This window comes from Streptomyces sp. NPDC016677 (assembly GCF_055562815.1).
Genome location: NZ_JBVHEO010000012.1, coordinates 113,364 through 135,098, shown reverse-complemented (window position 1 = coordinate 135,098; position 21,735 = coordinate 113,364). Strand labels below are relative to the sequence as shown.

Here is a 21,735-nt window from a genome sequence, read left to right as displayed (position 1 = left end):
CGGATGTGCCCGCAGTCGTCCTCCCTTCCCCCGTCCTCGCCTTGGCAGCCCGCGACGGACGCCGAACCGGTCGCGATCGTCGGGCGCGGCTGCGTGCTGCCCGGCGCCCTCGACCCGCAGACCTTCTGGACAGGTGTCGTGGCCGGCCGGTCCGCGCTGTCGGCGGTGCCCGACGGACGCTGGGACCTGCCCCCGTCCAGGGTGCTGGGCGCGCCCGGCGCCCCGGACCGGATCTGGACCGACACCGGAGGCTATGTCCACGGCTTCGACGAGGCGTTCGACCCCAGCGGGTTCGAGCTGGCCCCGGCCGACATCGCCCCGCTGGACCGGGCGTTCCGCTGGGTGCTGCACGCCGGGCGGCAGGCGCTGCGCGAGGCCGGCGCGGGCCGCCCCGAGCGGGCCCGCGCCGGTCTCGTCCTGGGCAACCTGGCCTACCCGACGACGGCCATGGCCCGGTTCGCCGAGCACGTCTGGCTGGCCGGCCAGGGCCTGCCGGGGCTGCCGGACGGGCCCCGGCCCGATCCCCGCAACCGGTTCGGCGGCGGGCTCCCCGCCCACCTGGCCGCCCGCGCGCTCGGTCTCGGCGCCGGCGGCTACGCCCTGGACGCCGCTTGCGCCTCCTCGCTGTACGCCCTCAAGGCGGGCTGCGACCGGCTGCGGGACGGCACCGCCGACCTGATGCTCGCCGGAGCGGTGGCCGCCGCCGACAACCTCTTCATCCATCAGGGGTTCTGCGCGCTGACCGCGATGAGCCGGTCCGGTCGCAGCCGCCCCTTCCACCGGGACGCGGACGGGCTGGTGCCCGCGGAGGGTGCGGTGCTGTTCGCCCTGGCCCGGCTGCGGGACGCGGTCGAGGGGGGCATGCCGGTCCTGGGGGTGATCCGGGGCATCGGTCTGAGCAACGACGGGACCGGTGGCGGCCTGCTGGCCCCGGACCGGGCCGGCCAGGAACGCGCCGTGCGCGCCGCCTACACCGGGGCCGGCGTCGCACCGGAGACGGTGTCGCTGGTCGAGTGCCACGCGCCGGGCACCCCCGGCGGGGACCTGGCCGAGGCGCTGGTGCTGCGCGAGGTGTTCGCCGACGCGGCCGACGTGCCGATCGGATCGGTCAAGTCCAACCTGGGCCATCCGCTGACGGCGGCGGGCGGCGCCGGGCTGCTGAAGGTGCTCAGCGCGCTCGGCGCCGGGGTGCGGCCGCCCACCCTGCACGCCGACGCGCCCCTGGACGTGCTCGCGGGAACGCCGCTGCGGCTGCTGCGGAAGGCCGAGGAGTGGCCGGGGCGACGGCGGGCCGCGGTGAGCGCGTTCGGGTTCGGCGGGGCCAACGCGCACCTGGTGGTCGACGCCTGGGAGCCCGGCCGTGTCGCGTCCGTCCCGGCGCCCGGTCCGGCCCGGTCCCGGCCGCAGGGGCGGGTGGCGGTCGTGGCCATCGGCGTCAGGGCCGGGAGCGGCAACGGTTACCGGGACCTGTGCCACGCCGTCCTGGCCGGTGTGCCCGACCGGGGTCCCCGCTCCTCGGTCGAGGTCGCGGTGAGCGGGCTGCGGTTCCCCCCGGCCGACCTCGCCGAGACGCTGCCGCAGCAGGTCCTCGCGCTGGAGGCGGCCCGGGAGGCGGCCGCCGCGACCCGGCTGCCGGCCGACCGGACCATGGTCCTGCTGGGCATGGGCCCGGACCCGGAGGCCGCGCGGTGCCTCACCCGCTGGCGCGCGCCCGGCTGGACCACCCGCTCCGGCGGACCGGCCCCCACGCCCGACTGGCCCGACGCGGTCCGCGCACCGGTGGTTCCCGCGACCGTGTCCGGCACCATGCCCAACCTCGTCGCGCACCGGATCAACGTGCAGCTGGGCCTGTCCGGCCCCGGTCATGTCGTCTGCGCCGAGGAGGCGTCCGGGCTGGTCGCCCTCGCACTGGGCGCCCGGGCGCTGCGTACCGGGGAGGCCGACGCGGTGCTGGCCGGCGCGGTCGACCTCTCCCACGAGCCGGTGCACCGGGCGGCGCTGGACGCCCTGGGCGATCAGCGGCCCGGCGGCGACGTGGCCGTGGTCCTGGTGCTCAAGCGGCTCGCCGACGCCGAACGCGCCGGCGACGAGGTGATCGCGCTGCTGGAGGAGGACGGCCACCCGGAGACACCGGTGGACCTGGTGGTCGGGGACGGGGACCTGGAGACACCGGTGCCCCGGCCGGCCGGGGACGGCCCCGACGCCGCCGCCCCGGGCTCCCCCACCGCTCGGTACGACCACGGTGACCTGTTCGGCGTGGCGCACGCCGCGCACGGCGCGCTCGCGGTGGCGGTGGCCGCGATCGCGGTCCGGCACCAGGCGGTGCCCCGGCCCGGCGCGGCCGCTCTCCCGGCCGCCGGGCCGCTCACCGCCCGCGCCCGCGTGACGGTGCTGGGCGCCCCGCCCATGTCGGTGCGGCTGCGTCCGGCGGGCCCGCCCGCCCCCTGGTCCCCGGTGGCGCCCCGCTCGTACGTCTTCTCCGGTGCCGACCGTGCCGAAGTGCTCGCCGCGTCGGCCGCCGGCCGCCGGTCCGCGGCCGGTCCGGCGCGGCTCGTGGTCGTGGTGGACCAGGTCGCCGAGTCCCTGCCCGAGCGGCTGGCGCAGGCCCGCCGCTGGCTGGCCGACGGCGGGCCGCGCCCGGACCGGATCGCCTACCGGGACGCTCCCGTGGGCGGGGAGACGGCCTTCGTCTTCCCCAGCGGCCAGGCCGGTTACCCGGGCTGCGGGGCGCAACTGCGGCTCGCCCTGCGCGGCTCCGGCACCGACCTGCGCGCGGCGGGCACCTCATCCTCCGGCCCGCCCTCGCGTCCCGCCGGCGCCGGCGGTCTCGTACCGGTCATGGACCGCATCCGGGCCACCACGGAATGCGCCGCCCTGCACAGCGAGGTCACCCGGGGACTGCTCGGTCTGCGCCCGGACGCGGCGATCGGCTTCTCCTCCGGCGAGTCCACCGCGCTGCTCGTGCTGGGCGTGTGGTCCGACCCGGCCGGGATGTACGAGGAGGTCTCCGCGAGCGAGGTGTTCCGCGCCGAGCTGGCCGGGGAGTTCCGCGCCGCGCACCGCTTCTGGCGCCGGCACGGGGTCGAGGAGGGGACCTGGGCCGAGTACCTGGTGCACGCGGTCCCGGACGAGGTGCGGGCCGCCCTGGCCGGCGAGCCCCTGGCCCACCTGCTCGCGGTGGACACCCCGGACACCTGTGTGATCGGCGGACTGGAGGCGGCCTGCCGGCGGGTGCTGACCCGGATCGGCCCCGGGCTCGCGCTGTCCGACGGGTACCGGATGGTGGCGCACGCCCCCGCGGCGGCCGAGGCCGCGGCCGGGTTCCGCGCGCTGCACCGCCGGCCGGTCAGCCCGCCCGCGGGGCTCCGCTTCTACAGCGCGGCCACGGGCGTGCCGTACCCGGTTCACGACCCGGACCGCGTCGCGGACGCCCTGCTCACCCAGCTGACCGGCACCGTGGACTGTCCGCGGGTCATCGAACGGGCGTGGGCGGACGGCGTCCGGGTGTTCGTCGAGCACGGCCCGAGGGCGCTGCGCACCCGTTCCGTCCGGCAGATCCTGGCCGGCCGTGATCACGTGGCCGTGGCGCTGGACGCGCCGGACGGCAGCCTGGCGCGGCTGTGCGACGCGGTGGCCGAACTGACCGCCGCCGGGGTCTGTCCGGATCCCGCGCCGCTGTTCGACCGGCTCACGGCGGCCGCGTACCTGCCGCCGGCCACCGGCGCGTCGGTCTCGGTGCCGGCCCACCCTCCCGTGATCCGGCTGCCCGAACCCGGGCCGCCGCGGCAGGTGATGCGGCCCGCGCCGGCACTGCCCCCGCCGGCGGTACCCGCCGGGCCGGTGGCCGGCGGCGGCCCGGCGCCCGCACGCCCGGGTACGGCGGTCGCGTCCGTCCCCCGGTGGGCGGCGCTGGCCGCCGCCCACCACGCCCGGCTCGCCGCCGCCCAACAGGACTACCTGGAGCGGCAGTCCCGGTCCCACGCGCAGTTCCTGCGCACCCGGCGGCCGGCGGCCGCCCCGGTCCCCGCGCGGGGAACCGCTCCCGTCACGCCACCGCCGCTCACCCCGGCCGCGCCCTTCCCACCGGTCCCGGGGCCGGCTCCCGGACAGCCCCACCGGCTCGCGCTGCCGCTCGAACGCGCCACGCTGGAGTACCTGGCGCACGGGCGGATCTCCGACGTCTTCGGTCCGGCGTTCCGCGCGCAGGACGGCAAGCGCCGGCAGACCCGGCTGCCGCGTCCCCCGATGCTCCTGGTGGACCGGGTGACCCGGCTCGACGCGGAGCCGGGGTCGATGTCCACCGGCACGGTCCACACCGAGACCGACGTGACCCCGCACGCCTGGTACCTGGACCCGGCCGGCCGGATGCCCGCCGGGCTGTTCGTCGAGGCCGGCCAGGCCGACCTGCTGCTGATCAGCCGGCTCGGCGTGGACCTGCTCGACCACGGTGACCGGGTCTACCGGCTGCTGGGCTGCGAGGTCACCTACCACGGGCCGCCACCGGCCGCCGGGGAGACCTTGCGGTACGAGATCCATGTCGAGGGCCATGCCGAACACGAGGGCGTGCGGCTGTTCTTCTTCCGCAACGACTGCTATGTCGGCGACGAGCTGCGGCTGTCGGTGCGCGAGGGGCAGGCCGGCTTCTTCACCGACGGGGAACTCGCCGGCTCCGACGGCGTGCGCTGGTCCCCGGGAGCGCCGCCGCGGGGAACGGCCGACCCGCCGGCTCTCGCACCGGCCGCCGCCTCCTTCGGCCCCGACGCGGTGCGCGCCTTCGCCGCCGGGCGGCCCGCGGCGTGCTTCGGCCCCGGCTGGGACGCCGCCCGCGCCCACGTGCGCACCCCGGCGACCGGCGAGGGGCGGCTGCGGCTGCTGGACGAGGTGACGGAACTCGACCCCGCCGGGGGCCCGTGGGGCCGTGGCTACCTGCGCGCGGAGAGCGCGGTCCGGCCCGACGACTGGTTCTTCGACGGCCACTTCCACCACGACCCCTGCATGCCGGGCACCCTGATGCTGGAGGGCTGTCTGCAGGCGATGGCGTTCTACCTGGCCGCGCTGGGCTTCACGCTCGACCGGGACGGCTGGCGGTTCGAACCGGTGCCCGGCGAGCCCTACCGGATGCGCTGCCGGGGACAGGTCACCCCGCGCAGCCGGCGGATCCGCTACGAGGTGTTCGTCAGCGCCCTCTCGGCGGGGCCGCCGCCGACCCTGCGCGCCGACGTACTGTGCACGGTGGACGGGCTGCCCGCGTTCCACGTCGCCGGGATGGGGCTGCGGCTGGTCCCGGACTGGCCCCTGGAGCACTGGCGTCAGCTGGGCCCGCCGGCCGTCCAGACCAGCGGTGATCCCGTTCCGCTCCCGGCGCTGGGCGGTCTGCGCGACGTGGGCCCCGACCCACGGGCGGTCACCGTCGCCGGGGCGGCCCTGGACCATCCGCGGATGCTGGCCGCCGCCTGGGGCCGGCCCAGTGCCGCGTTCGGCGTCCGTGGTGCCCCTTACGACGACGGCAGGCGCTGTGCCCGGCTGCCCGGGCCGCCGTACCTGTTCGTCAGCCGGGTCGTCGAGGCCGGTCTCGAACCGGACCGGCCGGACCCGGGGTCCTGGCTGGTCGCGGAGTACGACGTGCCGGAGCGCGCCTGGTACTTCGAGCAGAACGGTGTCCCGGTGATGCCGTTCGCGGTGCTGAACGAGGTGGTCCTGCAACCGTGCGGGATGGCCGCGAGTCTGCTGGTGCCGAAGCCGGCGGACGCCCCCGAGCTGCTCTTCCGCAACCTCCAGGGGACCGGCACCGTCCTGCGTGAGGTCCCGGCCGGGACCCGGACGCTGCGGACCAGGGTCGAACTGCGGTCCCTGTCGGAGTTCGACGGCGTCACCCTCGTCTCCTTCGAGGTGGGCTGCGAGGCGGTCGACGGGGACGGCGGCCGGGTACCGGTCATGGAACTGTCCACGGTGTTCGGGTACTTCCCGGCGGCGGCGTTCGACCGTCAGCCGGGGCTGCCGCCCAGCGACGCCGAACGCGCCCGGCTGGCCGCCCCCTGCGACCGGGTGGTGGAGCTGCGGGACCGGCCCGGGCGGCACGGCCGCGGCTCGCTGCGGCTGCCCGGGCCGATGCTGCTCATGCTGGACCGGATCACCGGGTACTGGCCCGGGGCGGGCGCGGCCGGCCTCGGCAGGCTGCGGGCCGAACGGGCGGTCGACGCCGGGGACTGGTACTTCCGCGCGCACTTCTTCACCGACCCGGTGCAGCCGGGCTCGCTCGGCCTCGAAGGCGTGGTCCAGCTGCTCCAGTGGTACCTGGCCGAACGCGACGCCGGGGCCGGGATGGCCGAGCCCCGGTTCGAGTCCGTGTCCGTCGGCCAGGAGGTGCGCTGGCTGTACCGGGGACAGGTGGTGCCCGCCGACGGGCTGGTGACCTTCGAGGCCGAGATCACCGCGTACGGGACGGACGCGCGCGGCCGGTACGTACGGGCCGAGGGCTGGCTCTGGGTCGACGGCCGGCGGGTCTACCATCTGCCGTCGATCGGGGTCCGGGTCGTCGACGGCGACCCGGCGGTCCGCGAACTCGTCCTGGACCCGGCCGTCGACACCTGGCTGGACGACCACCGCCCCAATCACGCGGTGCCCGCGGTGCCGATGATGACCACGGTGGACCAGCTCGCCACCGCCGCGTTCCGGTTCACCGGACGGCCCGTCACCGCACTGCGCGAGGTCCGGCTGCACCGCTGGCTGGCGCTGCCCGGACCGGTCCGGATCCGTACCGACGCCGCTCCCGGGCCGGACGGAGGCACCGTGGTCCGGCTGTCCGTGCGGCAGGAGGACGGCGCGCGCTCCCCGTTCGACACGGTCGCCGAGGCAACCGTGTCGAACGGGGAGCCGGGTCCGCCTCCCGAGCCGCTGCCGCCGGTGTCCGACGGGCTGGAGCAGCCGGACCCCTACCAGTCCGGCGAACTGTTCCACGGGCCGGCGCTGCGCTGCCTCACCTCGCTGTCGATCGGGGCCGCCGGTGCCAGCGCGGTGCTCGACGCGGGGCTGGTCACCGCGCCGTTCGGTGCGCTCGGGCAGGGGTTGCTCGACGGTGTCCTGCACGCCGTCCCGTCCCAGTCGCTGTGGCGCTGGATCCCGGACCTGACCCGGGACATGGTCGGGTACCCGCACCGGCTGCCCTGGCTGGACCTGTACGAACCGCTGCCGGCCGCGGGTGAGGTCCGGGTCGAGGCGCGGTTCGCCGGGTTCGACCAGGGGCAGCGGCTGCTGCCGGTGATCGACGCGCAGGTCCAGGTGGCGGGCCGGGTGGTGGCGCGGCTGCGGCTCGTTGAGATCCTGGTGCGGCTGCCGGGGATCGACCGGGTGTCCCTGCCGGACCGGCGGGCCTTCGCGACCGGACTGCGCTACGTCGCGACGGCCGGCCTGTCCACCACGCACGACGGGGTCACCACGCTCGCGCTGGACACGGTCCGCCGGTTCGACTTCCTCCCCGGCTCCACCACCCGGGTCTTCCATCTGCCGCCCGGGCTGCCGCTGCCCGAACGGGCCGCCCGGATCGCGGTCAAGGAACACGTGTCCCGGCTGGCCGAGGTCCACCCCCGGGAGATCGAGGTCGCAGCCGGCCCTGCCCCGGCCCGTACGGCCACCGCCTCCGGCGGGGTCTGGCACGTCCGGGTCGAACGGCGGGCGGACGAGGTGGTGGTCCGCCACCTCGATGACTGACGCCACGTCGGTTCGTCGTAGCGTCGGCGGCTGTGCGCCTCGGCAGCCGTCGTGTGCGGCCCGGGCCGCCCGCACGGGAATCCTGCGTGATCGTTTTTGCGGATAGCATCGGGGCCGATGTCGGGGCGAGGGCAGACGACCGGTGAGGGGACGGACGCGGTGACGGGCGGGGCGGCGCATGTGCGGGTACCGGTCGGTGACGACGCGGAGCGGTGGGTCACCCGCGTCGGCTGCCGGCGCGTTCTGCTCATCGTGCACAACGTGACGTCGGCGACCCGGCTGTTGGATGTGCTGCCCCTCTTCGCTGGGGACATACGGCTGCAGTTGTTCGCCACCTGCACCGGATCGTCGCCCTTCCTGGCCGGTGTACCGGAGTTGCTGGCGCGGGCGGGACTGCCCGTGCTGCCCTGGGAGCAGGCCAAGGGTCTGCCCTTCGATCTGGCGGTGGCGGCGAGCTACGGGGGCGAACTGGGACATATCCGGGCGAAGTTGGTCATACTTTCGCACGGTGTCGGCTACAACAAGAGGCTGGCGACAGCGGGACACAGCGGTACACCGGTTTTCGGTATGTCGCCGGAGTGGCTCCTGGAGGACGGGCGTCCGCTGGCCACCGCGACCGTCCTGTCGCACCCCGAGCAGTTGGAGAGACTGGTCGCCGCCTGCCCCGAGGCCGCGCCCACCGCGGTGCTCGCCGGCGACCCCTGCTACGACCGCATCCTCGCGGCGCTGCCCCAGCGTGACCGCTTCCGCCGCGCCCTCGGTGTGGCGCGAGGGCAGCGGCTGGTCGTCCTGACCTCGACGTGGGCGCCCCGCTCGCTCTTCGGGGGCGTCGCCTCCGACGCGAGTCCCGACCGGCCGGACCCGGACGACCTGCTGCCCTGGCTGCTGTCCCGGCTGGCCACGGAGCTGCCGGCCGACGAGTACCGGACCGTCGCCGTCCTGCATCCGAACATCTGGTACGGCCATGGCCCCGGGCAGGTCCGCGCGTGGCTGGACAACGCCGGACAGGCCGGGCTGCACGCCATTCCGCCGCTCGACGCCTGGCGGCAGGCGCTGATCGCCGCCGACTGTGTCCTCGGGGACCATTCCAGTGTCGCCTTCTACGCCGCGTCGATCGACGTCCCCGTACTGCTGCGGGAGTTCCCCGAGGAGGATCTCGATCCGCTGTCCCCGGTGGCCGCGCTGGGACGGACGGCTCCTCGGCTGGTGCGGCAGGGCAGTCTGCGGGCGCAGATCGACGAGGTCGTCGCCGCCCACCGCCCGGGCCGGTACAAGGAGCTGGCGGAGCAGACCAGTTCGGTCCCGGGTGAGTCGGCCGCCCTGCTGCGCCGGCTGTTCTACGGCCTCATCGGCGTCCCCGAGCCGCAGCGGCGTCCCGCACTGCTCGATCCGCTGCCCCTGCCCGCCCACACGCCCGCACGCCCCACCGTGCCGCTGCGGGTGCGGGCCCGGGTGAGGGACGCGGGATCGCCCGAGGTCACCGTCGTACGGCATGCCGTGCCCGGTGACACGCCCGATCCGTTCGAGCGGCTGACCGACGACACCGACCATCTGCACACGGTGGTCGACGAGGAGACCGGGGACGCCGGACGGCTGCGGATCGCCGACGTCGTGGTCCGGTACGCGGCAGCCGACGACCTGCGGCTCGGCCCGCCCGGCGCCTGGACGGCGGAGGCGCTGGCGGCGTATCCGTACTGCGGACTGGCCGTCTACGTCGACGGACCCGACCGCTGTGTCGTGCGCACCCGGCGCGGACGCCTGCTGCGGCTGTCCGCGCGGCCCGGCCCCGACGGGCGTCCCGACCTGTGCGATCCGGCCGCGTACGCCTCCGCGCTGTACGCGTACCTCCTGCGTGCGGGGCTGCCGGCCACCGAGGCGGTGCCGGCGATCACCGTCCGCACGGGCGGTGCGACGCACCGGGTCACGGTCACCGCGGTGACCGGCTGAGGCCCGTGCTCAGACGTCCAGTTCGGCCAGGCGTTCCCGTACCCGGTCGAGTCCCGCCAGGTCGCCGTGGTCCTCGTAGCACGCGGCGGCCGTACGGAGGTCCGCCGCCTCCTGCGCCGTCCGCCCCTGGAGCCGATGACAGGCGGCGCGTGTCTCGACCGCGTCGGCGAACTGCAGCCGTGCCCCGTCCTCGGACATGATCCGTACCGCCTCGTCCAGGCACACCCGGGCCTGGTCCGCGTCCCCCGCCTCCAGGTGGGTCTCGCCCAGACTCATGTAGACCCGACCCTCGTTGTAGGAGTCACCGAGCCGCCTGAACCGCGCGAGCGCGTCGTTCAGCCTGGCGACGGCGGCCACGAAGTGCCGCTGCCGGGCCTCGGCGCGGCCGATGTGGTGCTCCAGGAGGGCGGTGGCCCGGGGCACGTCCTGCCATCCGTCGTCCCCCTCCTGAATGGCTTTCAGCGCGTCGGCGGCCTCTTCGAAGCGTCGCCGGGCCCGGTCCCAGTCCCAGCGTCGCAGCGCCAGCAGGCCCGACGCCTCGATGGCGCTCGCCCGTCCCCGGTGGTGGCCGCAGGCCCGGTCGGCGGCCTCGGCCCGGGTCAGCGCCTCCTCGGCGTCGTCCGCCCGCCCGGCACCCATGTGACCGAACGCGAGCTGGACCAGCATCCGGCCCACCGCGCGGGGGTCACCGAACTCGGCCGCGGACCGCTGGGCCGCCTCGACCCCGAGGAGATGGGTGTCGATCCACTGCGCGTGGAAGCCGAGCTTGAGGTGGAGCGCCCACATGGCCTCGCACAGTTGCCACACCAGGTCGTCGAACCCGTAGTGGGCCGCTGCCGCGACGGCGGCGGCGACATTCTCCCGCTCGGCCCGCAGTTCCGCCAGCGCCAGCCTGCCGTCCGCCGGATCGCGGTCGGCGGACACCCGCAGGTCCCGGAAGGCGGGGCCGAGCCGCCAGCGCAGGGGCATCACCCGGAAGTCGGCCGCCGCCGCGAACCGCAGGCAGCCGCTCGCCACCCGGCGCACCGCCGCGGCCGTCCGGGCGGGTCCGTCCACGGCGACGGCCAGCTCACGGGCGTGGGCACGGGTCAGGTCGTGGAAGCGGTAGCGTTCCTCGGCGACTTCTTCGAGCAGATGTGCGCGGGCCAGTTCCTCCAGCAGTTCCCGGGCACGGTCGGGCGGGACGTCCGCGGCGTGCGCGGCGCAGGCGACGGTGATCGTCGGCCACGCCCACACCGCCGTCGCCCGGTACAACGCCGCGCTTCCGGCGCTCAGTTCGCCGTACGCGACGTCCTGGGCGCTGCGGACCGGGTCCGACGGTTCGGCGGTGGACATCTGGCGTGCCGCCCGTTCCCAGTCGAGGTGTTGACGGACCGCGAGGCGGGCGCCGGTGGTGCACAGGGCCAGCGGCATGCCGCCGGACGCGTCGGCGACGGCCCGTACGGCGGTGTCGGGTGCCGCGGCCGCGCCGGTGAGGCGCCTCAGCAGCCGGGCGGAGTCCTCCGCGCCGAGCGGCCGCACGGTGCGGGGACGGGCTCCGTACTCGCCGACCAGCCGGTCCAGCCGGTGCCTGCTGGTCACCAGGACGAGACAGCCCGGCGAGGCCGGCAGCAGCGGCAGGACCTGCGCGTCGTCGTGGGCGTTGTCGAGGACGACCAGCAGGCGGCGCTCGGCCGTGCAGTCCCGGAACAGATCCCGCTGTCGCGCCTCGTCGCCCGGCACCCCGGCCGCCGGCACTCCCAGCCGCTCCAGGAAGCGGGCCAGCACGTCGGAGGGGCGCAGCGCGGTACCGGCCGAGGCACCGGCCAGGTCCGCGAAGAGCACGCCGTCGGGAAACCGCTCCCGCAGCCGGTAGGCGCAGTGGACGGCGGCGGCCGTCTTGCCGATGCCGCCCGGCCCGAGCAGCGCCGCGACCACCGGCGCGTCCGTGGCGGCGTCGGCACCGTCCAGCAGTTCCTCGATCCAGGCCCGTACGTCCTCGCGGTCGGTGAAGGCGGCGGACGCCGGCGGCAGCATCTGCGGCCGTGACGCGTCCTCGGCCACGGCCGGTACGACGCGTGGTGCCATGCGTCCGGCGTCGCGCGCCCAGGCGGCGACCTCACGGGCGAACTCCGGTGATCTGCGCGCCGTTTCCAGCAGCAGTTCGGCCGCGGCGGTGCGCTCGGACTCGGTGACGGGCAGGGTGGGGTCCGGTTGGCCGGCCGGTCCGGCACCGGACCGCGCCGCGCCGCCCCCGGCACGGCCGCGCCGCAGCAGTCCGTAGAGCCGCTCCGAAGTCCGCCGGCCCACCTCACCGCCCGCCCCGGACAGCGCGCCGGAAGCCACCGTCCCGACCGCCGTGAGCACCACACCCGTCAACGGCTCCACCCGTACCCACTCCCCCAACTCGGCTTCCTGGTCATGGTATCCGTGCGACGAAAGCCGGCACGGGGTGATGGGTCAGCGGGTACGAAGGGTCACTCACGCGAGTGGTCGTGCCGGAGGATTCGCGCGCCCCCTCCCGTGGCCGGTCCTCCCCAGGAGTGTGCGGAGTCCTGGTGGCCGCCCATGGCGGCCTGCCGGCGCGCGGTCCGTTTATTCACCATGCGCGCGCCCGTCACGGAAAATACGCGCCGTGCACGCCGGTATTCCGCGCCGGGACGCTTCAAAAGCCTGATTGTCGCCCAGTTGGCCCTCATGCATACTGACGGCGAAAGGCTGCACAGAAGCTCCACAGGAAGGACCCTCGGCGTGTCATTGCGGCACCTGCCTCTTCTCACCGGTGGTCGCGGAACCCCGCTCTTCCCGGACACCTGCATCTTCAAATGCGGGAACGCCTGTGCCCAGGACGCACCGAACACCTCGGGGAATACCTCTTTCGGAGAATTGCTGCGCGACACCCTCTCGCGGCGGGCCCTGCTCGGCGGCGGGGCGCTGGCGCTGGTGTCCCCGGCCGGCTCCAGGTCCGGGGCCGAGGCGGCGACTGCGGCTCCGGAAGCCGTGGCTCCGGAGGTACGGGGGTTCGAGCCGGTGCCGCCCGACGCCGGGGACCGGGTGACCGTGCCCGAGGGCTTCACCCACGACGTACTCATCAGCTGGGGCGATCCGGTGCTGCCGGGCGCCCCGCCCTTCGACTACGGCCGGCAGAGCGAGGCCGCCCAGGCCGGCCAGTTCGGGGTGAACAACGACTACTGCGCCCTCGTCCCGCTGCGCGGCACCGACCGGTGGCTCATGGTCTCCAACCACGAGTACGCCACCGAGCCGCTGATGTTCCCCGACTGGGACCCGCGGGCGCCGGCGCGGGCGCACGTACGGACGGCCTGGATGGCGTACGGCCTGTCGGTGACGCTGGTGCGGCGGGCCGGGGACGGGCGGCTGAGCACGGTGGTGGACGGGCGGTGGAACCGCCGCATCACCCTCCTCACCCCCTTCGAGATGCGCGGCCCGGCCGCCGGTTCGCCGCTGCTGCGCACCTCGGCCGACCCCTCCGGCACCCGGGTCCTCGGCACGATGGCCAACTGCTCGGGCGGCACCACCCCCTGGGGCACGGTGCTCTCGGGCGAGGAGAACGTGCACATGCCCTTCGCGCACGCCGAGCAGGTCGCCGAGCCGCGGGTCCGGGAGGGGCTGCGGCGCTACGGCTTCCCCGAGGGCCCGTCGCTGCGCGGCTGGGAGCGGTACGACAGCCGCTTCGACCTGGCCCGCGAGCCCCATGAGGCACACCGGTTCGGCTGGATCGTCGAGGTCGATCCGCTGGAGCCGGACTCGGTGCCGGTGAAGCACACGGCGCTCGGCCGGTTCAAGCACGAGGGCGCCAACGTCACCGTGGCCCCGGACGGCCGGGTCGTGGCCTACATGGGGGACGACGAGCGCTTCGAGTACCTGTACAAGTTCGTGTCGGACGGCCGCGTCCGCCCGGGCGGCACGCCCGTCGACCGCGCGCACAACAAACGGCTGCTGGACTCCGGCACGCTCTACGCCGCCCGGTTCGACGCCACCGACGGGCCGGGCGGCGAGAGCGCCGACGAGTCCTTCGACGGTACGGGGCGGTGGCTGCCGCTCGCGCACGGCGACCGGAGTTTTGTACCCGGGATGAGCGCCGACGAGGTGTACGTCTTCACCCGGATCGCGGCCGACCGGGCGGGCGCCACCCCGATGGACCGGCCCGAGGACGTACAGCCGCATCCGGGCACCGGACGCGTGTACGCCTGTATGACCAACAACGACCAGCGCGGCACGTCCGGGCGGCCCGCGCCGGACAGGGCCAATCCGCGCTCCGCCAACCGCGACGGGCACGTGCTGGAGCTGTGCGAACGCGGCGACCATCCCGCCGCCGAGCGGTTCGGCTGGCGGCTGCTGCTGGTCTGCGGCGACCCCGAGGAGCCGGGGACGTACTACGCGGGCATCGACAAGAGCCTGGTCAGCGCGGTCTCCTGCCCCGACAATCTGGCCTTCGACGCGCACGGCAACCTGTGGATCGCCACCGACGCCGGTGGCCGGGGCGGGCGCAACGACGGGCTGTACATGGTGCCGCTCAGCGGTCCCGAGCGCGGGCTGGTGCGGCGGTTCCTCACGGTGCCCACGGGCGCGGAGTGCTGTGGGCCGGTCATCGGGGAGGACTTCGTACTGGTCTCGGTCCAGCATCCCGGTGAGGTGCCGGGGGCCGATCCACTGCACCCGGCGTCGCACTGGCCGGACGGTGGTTCCGCCCAGCCCCGCGCGTCCGTCGTCGTGGTCCGGCGCACCGACGGCGGCCCCGTGCTTTCCCCCTGAGAACCGGAACACGCCTGACACTCCGAAAGCCGCGATTCCTTCGACCTCTGCCCGGACATTCGAGATTTCCTTACTCATGCGACACCCCATGCGACACCCCGTGCGACTTCTTGCTGCCCTCTCCTTTCATTGCCTCGCGTTCTTTCGTGAGTCACGACCATTAAGTGGGTGACCGTGCAGTCGTCTGTCAATTTCTCTCCCGCGGCTGATTTCTACGACCGGACGCGGGGCGGCGAAGCACGCGGCCGGAGGATCGCCCCGGCGATCGCCGCGCGCACGACGAAAGGGCCGCTGCTCCTCGACGCGGGCACGGGCACCGGCGTGGTCGCCCTGGCCCTCACCGAGCTCGGCCACTCGGTGGTCGGCATCGACCTGTCGCACTCGATGCTGACCAAGGCCGTCGAGCGGGTCGGGCGGTCCGTCGCCACGGCCTCACTGACCGCGCTGCCCTTCCCGGACGGCGCTTTCAGCCAGGTCTACAGCGTCTGGGTGACCCATGTCGTGGGCGATCTGCGGGCCGGGTTGCGCGAAGTGCACCGCGTGCTGGAGCCGGGCGGGCGCTACGTCGTCGTGCCCGGCATGATCCTCTTCGACGACCATCCGGTGAGCCGGATCATGGAGGAGATCCAGTCCCGCACGGCGGAGGCCGACGACCGGGCCGAGCGGATCGTCCCGCTCGCCGAATCGGTGGGCTTCACCGCCGTGGAGGTCGGCGAACTGGAGGCGGCGACCCACGAACACAGCCCGGAGCTGATCGCCTCCGGGCTCGAACAGCGCATGCTGTTCCACCTGTGGGCCGTGGACGACGCCGTCTTCGACCTGCACGTGGCACCTCTCGTCAGAGAGTTGCGGGCGCTGCCCGATCCCGGGCGGCCGGTCGTGCGGCGCACCCGGCGTCAGATCGTCGTCCTGGAGAAGCGGTGACGGCCATGACCGGGGACCGGCCCCTCGATCTGGCCGCCGAGGTGGCGGGCACACCGCTCATCGCCATGCTCACCGAGCCGGACTCGCCCGCCGTACCGGCCGTGACGGAGGAACTCGGCAAGTCCGGCGTGCGGGCCGTGGAGATCACCCTGACCTCGCCCGGCGCCCTGGACGCCGTCCGCCGCAGTGTGGCCACGGGTGCCGCGCTGGTGGGCGCCGGGACCGTACGGGACCGGGAGACCGCGCGGCGCGCCGTGGACGCCGGCGCGCACTACCTCCTGACGCCCGGAGTCCTGCCCGAGGTCCTCGACGAGGCCCGGACGCTGCGGGTCCCCGTGGTGTGCGGCGCGTTCACGACCACGGAGGTGATGGAGGCGTGGCGGCTGGGCGCCGCGCTGGTCAAGCTCTTCCCCGCCCGGCTGGGCGGCCCCGCCTACCTGGCCTCGCTCACCATGGCGTTCGGGGACATCCCGCTTGTCCCGACCGGCGGTGTCACCGCCGACGACCTCACCGACTGGTTCGCCGCGGGCGCGCACGCCGTCGCGCTCGGGCGGCCGCTCGTCGGGGACGCCCTGCACGGCGGGGACCTCGCCGGCGTACGGCAGCGCGCGGACGCTCTGACGGCGCGGATGCGCGCCGGCTGCGGCTGACGGGCCTCCCCGGCACCCCTTCACCGCCGTCCCTCACGAAAGGCACACCGTTGGGACTGGACCGCTCCTTCGCACTCGACCGCAGGGCCGAACGGATCGACGCCCTGGCAGCCAAGCGAAAGAAGGTGATCGCCGCCGACCAGATGATCGAGGGCCACTACCCGGTCTTCGCCGAACGGGCCCACGGTGCCCGCTTCTGGGACGTGGACGGCAACGAGTACCTGGACTTCTTCCTGTCCTACGGCACGGTCGTCCTCGGCCACGCCGACCCGGACGTGGACGAGGCGGTGGTCCGCGAGATCCGGCGGGGCTTCGCCGTCGGACTGATGAAGCCCGTACAGAGCGAACTCGTCGCCGAGCTGCTGGAGTTCGTGCCGGGCGCCGAGATGGGCATGCTGCTCAAGACCGGTTCGGACGCCACCGGCGCGGCCGTACGCCTGTGCCGGGCCTTCACCGGCCGGGACCGGGTGGTGCGCTGGGGCTACAACGGGTGGCACGACTGGTGCGCCCAGTGGGACCACGGCGTCCCGGCGGTCAGCCGGGCGCTGGTGGACACCTTCACCTACAACGACCTCGACTCGCTCCGGGCGGTGTTCGCCCGCCACCCCGGGCGGATCGCCTGTCTGGTGATGATGCCGTTCATGGTCGAGCGGCCCGCGCCCGGCTTCCTGGAGGGCGTGCGGGAGCTGACCCGGGAGCACGGCACCCTGCTGGTGTTCGACGAGATCCGCTCGGGCTTCCGCCTCGCCCTGGGCGGCGCCCAGGAGTACTACGGCGTCACCGCCGACCTGGTGACCCTCAGCAAGGCCTTCGCGAACGGCTACGCCATCTCGGCGCTGACCGGCCGGGCCGACGTGCTGCGCACGCTGGAGAAGGTGCACATCTCCTCCACCTACTACGCCAACGCGGACGCGATGGCGGCGGCGCTGGCCACGGTGCGCAAGCTGCGCTCCGGCGACCACCTGAAGCGGATCTGGCGGATGGGCGAGCGGCTGCAGGACGGCCTGCGGTCGCTGACCGCGGAGTTCGGCGCCCCCGTCGACGTCGTGGGACATCCGCCGATGCCGTTCCTCGACTTCCGTTTCGGCGACGCCGACGCCGACCAGCGGGCCAAGCGGTCCTTCTACGCGGCGACGATCCGCGAGGGTGTCTTCTTCCACCCCAACCACCACTGGTTCATCGCCGCGGCGACCACCGACGACGACATCGACCGGGCGGTCGGCGCGGCCCGGCGCGGCTTCGAGGCGCTCGCCGCGGACGGACTGCTCCCCAGGGAAGAGGGCGGTGACACATGACGGAGGCGACGGAACGGGTGGACGGACGGCGGGGTGCCGGAGCGGCGGAGGGTTCCGGCACCCCCCAGGCGGGACACGGACTGGGCCTGCTGCGGCCGCGCACCCGCAGCGCGGCCCACTGGGCCGAGGAGCAGGAGGTGATCGGCCCGGGGCTGCAGTCGGTGATGCTGCTGGCGCGGCTGTGCGTGGCCGACGCGGACGGGGCACGGATCGTCGACATCGACGGCAACCGGGTGCTGGACTTCCAGGGCGCGGGCGGGGTGAACTCCCTCGGCCATGCCGAGCCGCGCTACGCCGCCGCGCTCGCGGCGGAGCTGCGCCGGGCCACCGCGGGTGCCTTCGGCTCCCCCGCCCGGCTCGACATGGCGCGGGCACTGCGCGCGTTCCTGCCCGAGGGCCTGGACCGCATCCAGCTCTACAGCGGCGGCACGGAGGCCGTGGAGGCGGCGCTGCGGCTGGCGAAGTCCGTCACCGGCAAGCACGAGTTCCTGTCCTTCTGGGGCGGTTTCCACGGCAAGACCATGGGCTCGCTGGCGCTGACCGCCGGCGCCCGGACGGGCCTCGGCCCACTCCCGCCGGGGTACTTCTCCGCGCCGTACGCCAACTGCTACCGCTGCCCGCTGCGGCTGCGGCCGGACTCGTGCGGGTTCGCCTGCGTGGAGCACGCCCGGGACGTGATCAAGGAGAACTCCACGGGGGCGCTGGCCGCGATCGTGGTGGAACCGGTGCAGGGCCGGTCCGGGAACGTGGTGCCGCCGCCGGGCTACCTGACGGCGCTCGCGGAGGTGGCGCGGGAGTTCGACGCGCTGCTGATCGCCGACGAGATGATGACCGGCTTCGGCCGCACCGGCGCGGCCTTCGCCCACCAGCACGAGGCGGTGCGGCCCGATGTGCTGGCGGTGGGCAAGGGCATGGGCGGCGGGTATCCGGTGACGGGGGTCGTCGCCGGCGCCGGGACCATGGCGGCGGCACCGTTCTCCGAGCCCAGCGCCAGCTCGTCCAGTTTCGGGGCGTTCCCGACGGCCTGCCGTGCGGTGGCGGTGACCACCGGTGTCATCACGGAGGACAAGCTCGTCGACAACGCCGCCGTACGGGGCCGGGAGATGCTCGGCCAGCTGGCCGACCTGACCGAGCTGGCGCCCCTGGTGGGCGACGTACGGGGGCTGGGTCTCGCCCTCGGCATCGAGCTGGTCGCGGACCGGCGCACCCGCGAGCCCGCGTCCCGCGAGGTGGTGCAGCGCGTCTATCTGCGGCTGCTGGAAGCCGGCGTGCTGGTCATGCTGGGCGGCAACACGCTGCGGCTGTATCCGCCGCTCAACGTCGGCCGGGACGTCGCCGAGACGGCCGTGGGCATCATCCGCGAGACGCTGATCGGCATCGGGACCGGACCCGGGGGTGCGGCGTGACCACGCTTCCCGACACCGGCGCACTCGCCGCGACCGCCGCGTACGCCGCGTCGGAGGCCGCCGACGAACTGCTGCGCCGCCGCGGCACCCGCCGCGAGGTGCGTATCAAGGCGGGGGACGCGCCGGTCAGCGACGCCGATCTGGCGGCCGAGCGGCGGGCACTGGCCGTCCTGCGCGGACGTACGCCCGGCTTCGGCATCGTCTCCGAGGAATCGGTACCGGCCGGCACCGGTCCTGAGGGCGGGGACGGCCGGCCGACCTGGATCGTGGACCCGCTCGACGGCACTACCAACTACCTGCGCGGGCTGCCCGACTACGCGGTGGCCGTGGCCCTGGTCGTGGCGGGCAGCACCCAGCTGGCGGTGATCCGGCTGCCCGAGTACGGCACGGAGTTCCGGGCGGTGGCCGGTGCGGGCGCGTTCCGCGACGGGGTGCCGCTGCGGGTCGCCGCGGCCCCGCCGGGCCGGCCGCTGGCGGGCACCGGCTTCGGCACGGACGGGGTGGTGCGCGAGCGGCAGCGGTCGGTCGCCGACCGGCTGCTCGGCGCGGGGTTCGAGATCCGGGAGCCGGGCAGCGCCTCCACCGGTCTGTGCCGGGTCGCCTGCGGGTCGTACGACGGATATCTGGAGTTCGGCGTCGGGGTGTGGGACACCGTGCCCGGCGCGCTGCTCGTCCGGGAGGCGGGCGGGGTGGTCACGGGGTGGGGCGGCGGCGCGTTCACGCCCCGGCACGGGCATGTCGTGGCGGCCTCGCCGGCCGTGCACGGCCGGCTCGTCGAGGCCGGGGGCGCCCGTCCGCCGGTGGCGCCGGGAGAGCGGGCATGAGCCCGGCCGGCCGGCCCCCGGCGCCGGTCCGGGCCTGCCACGGGATCCCACCCGGGGTCCCGCTGCGGGTGGCCGTCGCAGGGTTCGGCACGGCGGGCGGTGTGCGGCTCGGCGGCTACGCGTCCCTGCCGGACGCGGAGGTGGTGGCCGTCGTCGACCCGTCGCCCGGCCGCCGGGCGGCGGCCGCCGCAGCGCTGCCGGGCGGCCGGGTGGCCGCCACGCTGGCGGAGGTGCTGGCCGAGGCGCCGGGGGCGGGCCGGGCGGTGGACGTGGTCGACGTGTGCGCTCCCCCGGCCTTCCACGCGCCGCTCACCCGCGCCGCGCTCGCCGCGGGCCTGCACGTGATCTGCGAGAAGCCGGTGGCGGCGCGTGCGGCCGAGGCACGTGAGCTGACGGAACTGGCCCGGGACCGCGGCCGGTTGCTGTTCCCCGCCCACAACTACGGGACGTCCCCGGTGATGCGGGCGTTGAGCGAGGCGGTGGCCCCAGGTTCCGGTACGGGTGCGGGGCTCGGGCCGCCGGAGTCGGCGACCTTCCGGATCCTGCGCGACCGGCACGCGAGCGGTGTGCCGGGGTACGCGCCGGACTGGCGCCGCTCGCCCGAACTGGCGGGCGGCGGCATCCTGCTGGACCACGGCACGCACTGCGTCTACATGGCGCTGCGGCTGTTCGGCAGGGCGCCCGAGCGGGTGTCGTGCACGGTGTCGCGGGCCGGCGGGGAGCGGTCGGCGGTGGACGAGGCGGCCCGGCTGCGGCTGGACTTCGGCGACGGCCACTGCGACATCGAGCTGAGCTGGACCAGCGGTGAACGGTCCAACCACTACGCGGTCCGCGGCCCGGCCGGGTCGGTGCGGGTGGACGACACGCGGGTGACCGGCCGCACGGGCCGGGGCGAGTGGCGGCGCTCCCTGGTGTCGCCGAGCAAGGACCAGACGCACCTGGAGTGGTTCGCGCCCATGTACGAGGACTTCCGTCGGGTGCTCGGCGACCCCGGCCTGTGGGCCGCCCCGGCACGGGAGATCGTCGACACCGCGCGGATCGTGGAGGCGGCGTACCGCTCGGCGGACGCGGACGGCCGGGCGGTGCCGCTGTGAGCCCGGTCCGGCACCCGGGCGGACGGGACACGCCCCGGCACCTCGCAGGCCGGGAGAGACCCCGGCGCCCGGCCGGGCGGTGCGCGCCTCGGCCGGCCCCACGCCCGCCGGCCGGGCGCCCCGGTCCGCCGGGCGGCCCGCGCTCCCGGTGCTCAGCCGGTCAGCGCGCGGGCCAGCAACGGGCCCTCCTCGGACAGGTTGTCGTAGGCGGTGGCGCGTTCGTGGGAGGCGAAGTAGTGGCAGATCACGCGATCCTCGATGGCGGGCAGCCAGGCGAGGCGGCCGGAGCGGTACGGCTCGCCCAGATCGCGTGTCCGCCCCTCGCCCAGCCGCCCGCCGAGCAGCGAGTACGCCATCTGGGTCACATAGCGCGGCGCGAAACTGATCTCGCGGGGCAGCGCCTCCAGCGTGCGCTCCAGGAAGTCGGCGTCGAAGAAGCGCGCGGTGTCGACGGCGGTGAAGCCGCAGCACATGTAGGGCACGTACGGGGTGCCCGGCAGCCGGTCGGCGATCCAGTGCACGCCCTGCGGCTCCCAGCCGAACTCGGGCGAGTAGCAGAAGTCGGGCCGCTCGCCGGACGCGGTCCGGGCCCACTCGACGAGGGCGTGCGGGCGGGACAGGAACACCACGTCGCTGTCCATGCCGACGACCGACGGCGCCTCGCCGAGCAGGAAGTAGTCGACGAGCTGGAGGATGCGCACGTTGCCCCGGCGCACCGCGGCGAGCGTGGGGAAGCCGGCGAGCAGGGCCGCCACGCGCCGGTCGGCCTCGGCCCGGCCGATGATCCGGACGCCGGGGACGTGACGGCGCAGCCGGGCGGTGTCCCGTGGCCCGAGCGTGCCGTCGTCGTGGACCACGGGCGTCACCTCGGGCCAGCAGCGCGCCAGCGACTTCGCGGCGAACAGGTACAGCGGGACATGGTCGGCGGAGACCAGGGTGTGCACCTCCACCCCGTGCTCGCCGGTGAAGCGGGGTGTCTCGGCGGCCAGCAGCCGCCGGGTGAGGGCGAACACGTCCCGTGCGCGGTCGGCGCCGGCGCTTGCGGACTGGGTCATGCGGGTCTCCTCGACCGAAGGACGGACATGCACGAACATGACGGACACCATGAATACCAGCAAGTTCCCTTATACGGTGAC

Annotated in this window: 11 protein-coding genes; 9 read left to right on the top strand and 2 right to left on the bottom strand. The window is 75.2% G+C overall.

Translation table 11 applies throughout. The features are described from left to right. The first annotated feature begins 3 nt into the window (after positions 1–3). Both ACZ3IG_RS26940 and ACZ3IG_RS26935 read left to right on the top strand, forming a co-directional pair. The gene (locus ACZ3IG_RS26940) at positions 4–7,707 is read left to right on the top strand and encodes a beta-ketoacyl synthase N-terminal-like domain-containing protein (protein WP_467435263.1); all 7,704 of its coding nucleotides are present in this window, start codon (positions 4–6) and stop codon (positions 7,705–7,707) included. Between the two features lie 117 nt (positions 7,708–7,824). Next, positions 7,825–9,654: a hypothetical protein gene (locus ACZ3IG_RS26935; RefSeq protein WP_467435262.1), complete on the top strand. Its 1,830-nt coding sequence runs from the start codon at positions 7,825–7,827 to the stop codon at positions 9,652–9,654. A 9-nt stretch (positions 9,655–9,663) separates the two neighbouring features. On the opposite strand, the gene ACZ3IG_RS26930 is transcribed toward ACZ3IG_RS26935, so the two are convergent. Beyond that, entirely contained in the window at positions 9,664–12,021 is a 2,358-nt protein-coding gene (locus ACZ3IG_RS26930; RefSeq protein WP_467435261.1) for an ATP-binding protein, read from the bottom strand. A 309-nt stretch (positions 12,022–12,330) separates the two neighbouring features. Here ACZ3IG_RS26930 and ACZ3IG_RS26925 point away from each other — a divergent pair, with 309 nt between their 5' ends. The 7 genes from ACZ3IG_RS26925 to ACZ3IG_RS26895 all read left to right on the top strand — a co-directional run bounded on the left by ACZ3IG_RS26925 (position 12,331) and on the right by ACZ3IG_RS26895 (position 20,599). Continuing rightward, on the top strand, positions 12,331–14,406 hold the full coding sequence (locus ACZ3IG_RS26925; RefSeq protein ID WP_467435259.1) for a PhoX family protein: 2,076 nt from the start codon (positions 12,331–12,333) through the stop codon (positions 14,404–14,406). 168 nt (positions 14,407–14,574) lie between these two features. Continuing rightward, on the top strand, positions 14,575–15,330 hold the full coding sequence (locus ACZ3IG_RS26920) for a class I SAM-dependent methyltransferase (RefSeq protein WP_467435258.1): 756 nt from the start codon (positions 14,575–14,577) through the stop codon (positions 15,328–15,330). A gap of 5 nt (positions 15,331–15,335) precedes the next feature. Then, positions 15,336–15,980, top strand: a complete 645-nt coding sequence (locus tag ACZ3IG_RS26915; RefSeq protein ID WP_467435325.1) for a bifunctional 4-hydroxy-2-oxoglutarate aldolase/2-dehydro-3-deoxy-phosphogluconate aldolase — start codon at positions 15,336–15,338, stop codon at positions 15,978–15,980. A gap of 50 nt (positions 15,981–16,030) precedes the next feature. Further along, positions 16,031–17,275, top strand: a complete 1,245-nt coding sequence (locus tag ACZ3IG_RS26910; RefSeq protein WP_467435257.1) for an aspartate aminotransferase family protein — start codon at positions 16,031–16,033, stop codon at positions 17,273–17,275. After that, a complete protein-coding gene (locus ACZ3IG_RS26905; RefSeq protein WP_467435256.1) occupies positions 17,272–18,681 on the top strand; it encodes an aspartate aminotransferase family protein in 1,410 nt (469 codons plus the stop codon). Before ACZ3IG_RS26910 ends, ACZ3IG_RS26905 begins: the two co-directional genes overlap by 4 nt. After that, on the top strand, positions 18,678–19,505 hold the full coding sequence (locus ACZ3IG_RS26900) for an inositol monophosphatase family protein (protein WP_467435255.1): 828 nt from the start codon (positions 18,678–18,680) through the stop codon (positions 19,503–19,505). The genes ACZ3IG_RS26905 and ACZ3IG_RS26900 overlap by 4 nt, the downstream gene beginning before the upstream one ends. A 68-nt stretch (positions 19,506–19,573) precedes the next feature. After that, the gene (locus tag ACZ3IG_RS26895) at positions 19,574–20,599 is read left to right on the top strand and encodes a Gfo/Idh/MocA family protein (protein WP_467435254.1); all 1,026 of its coding nucleotides are present in this window, start codon (positions 19,574–19,576) and stop codon (positions 20,597–20,599) included. A gap of 152 nt (positions 20,600–20,751) precedes the next feature. Here the strand turns inward: ACZ3IG_RS26895 and ACZ3IG_RS26890 are convergent, their stop codons facing one another. Next, positions 20,752–21,654 carry a hypothetical protein gene (locus ACZ3IG_RS26890; protein ID WP_467435253.1) on the bottom strand — a complete coding sequence of 301 codons (903 nt, stop codon included), beginning with the start codon at positions 21,652–21,654 and terminating at the stop codon, positions 20,752–20,754. Positions 21,655–21,735 lie beyond the last annotated feature (81 nt).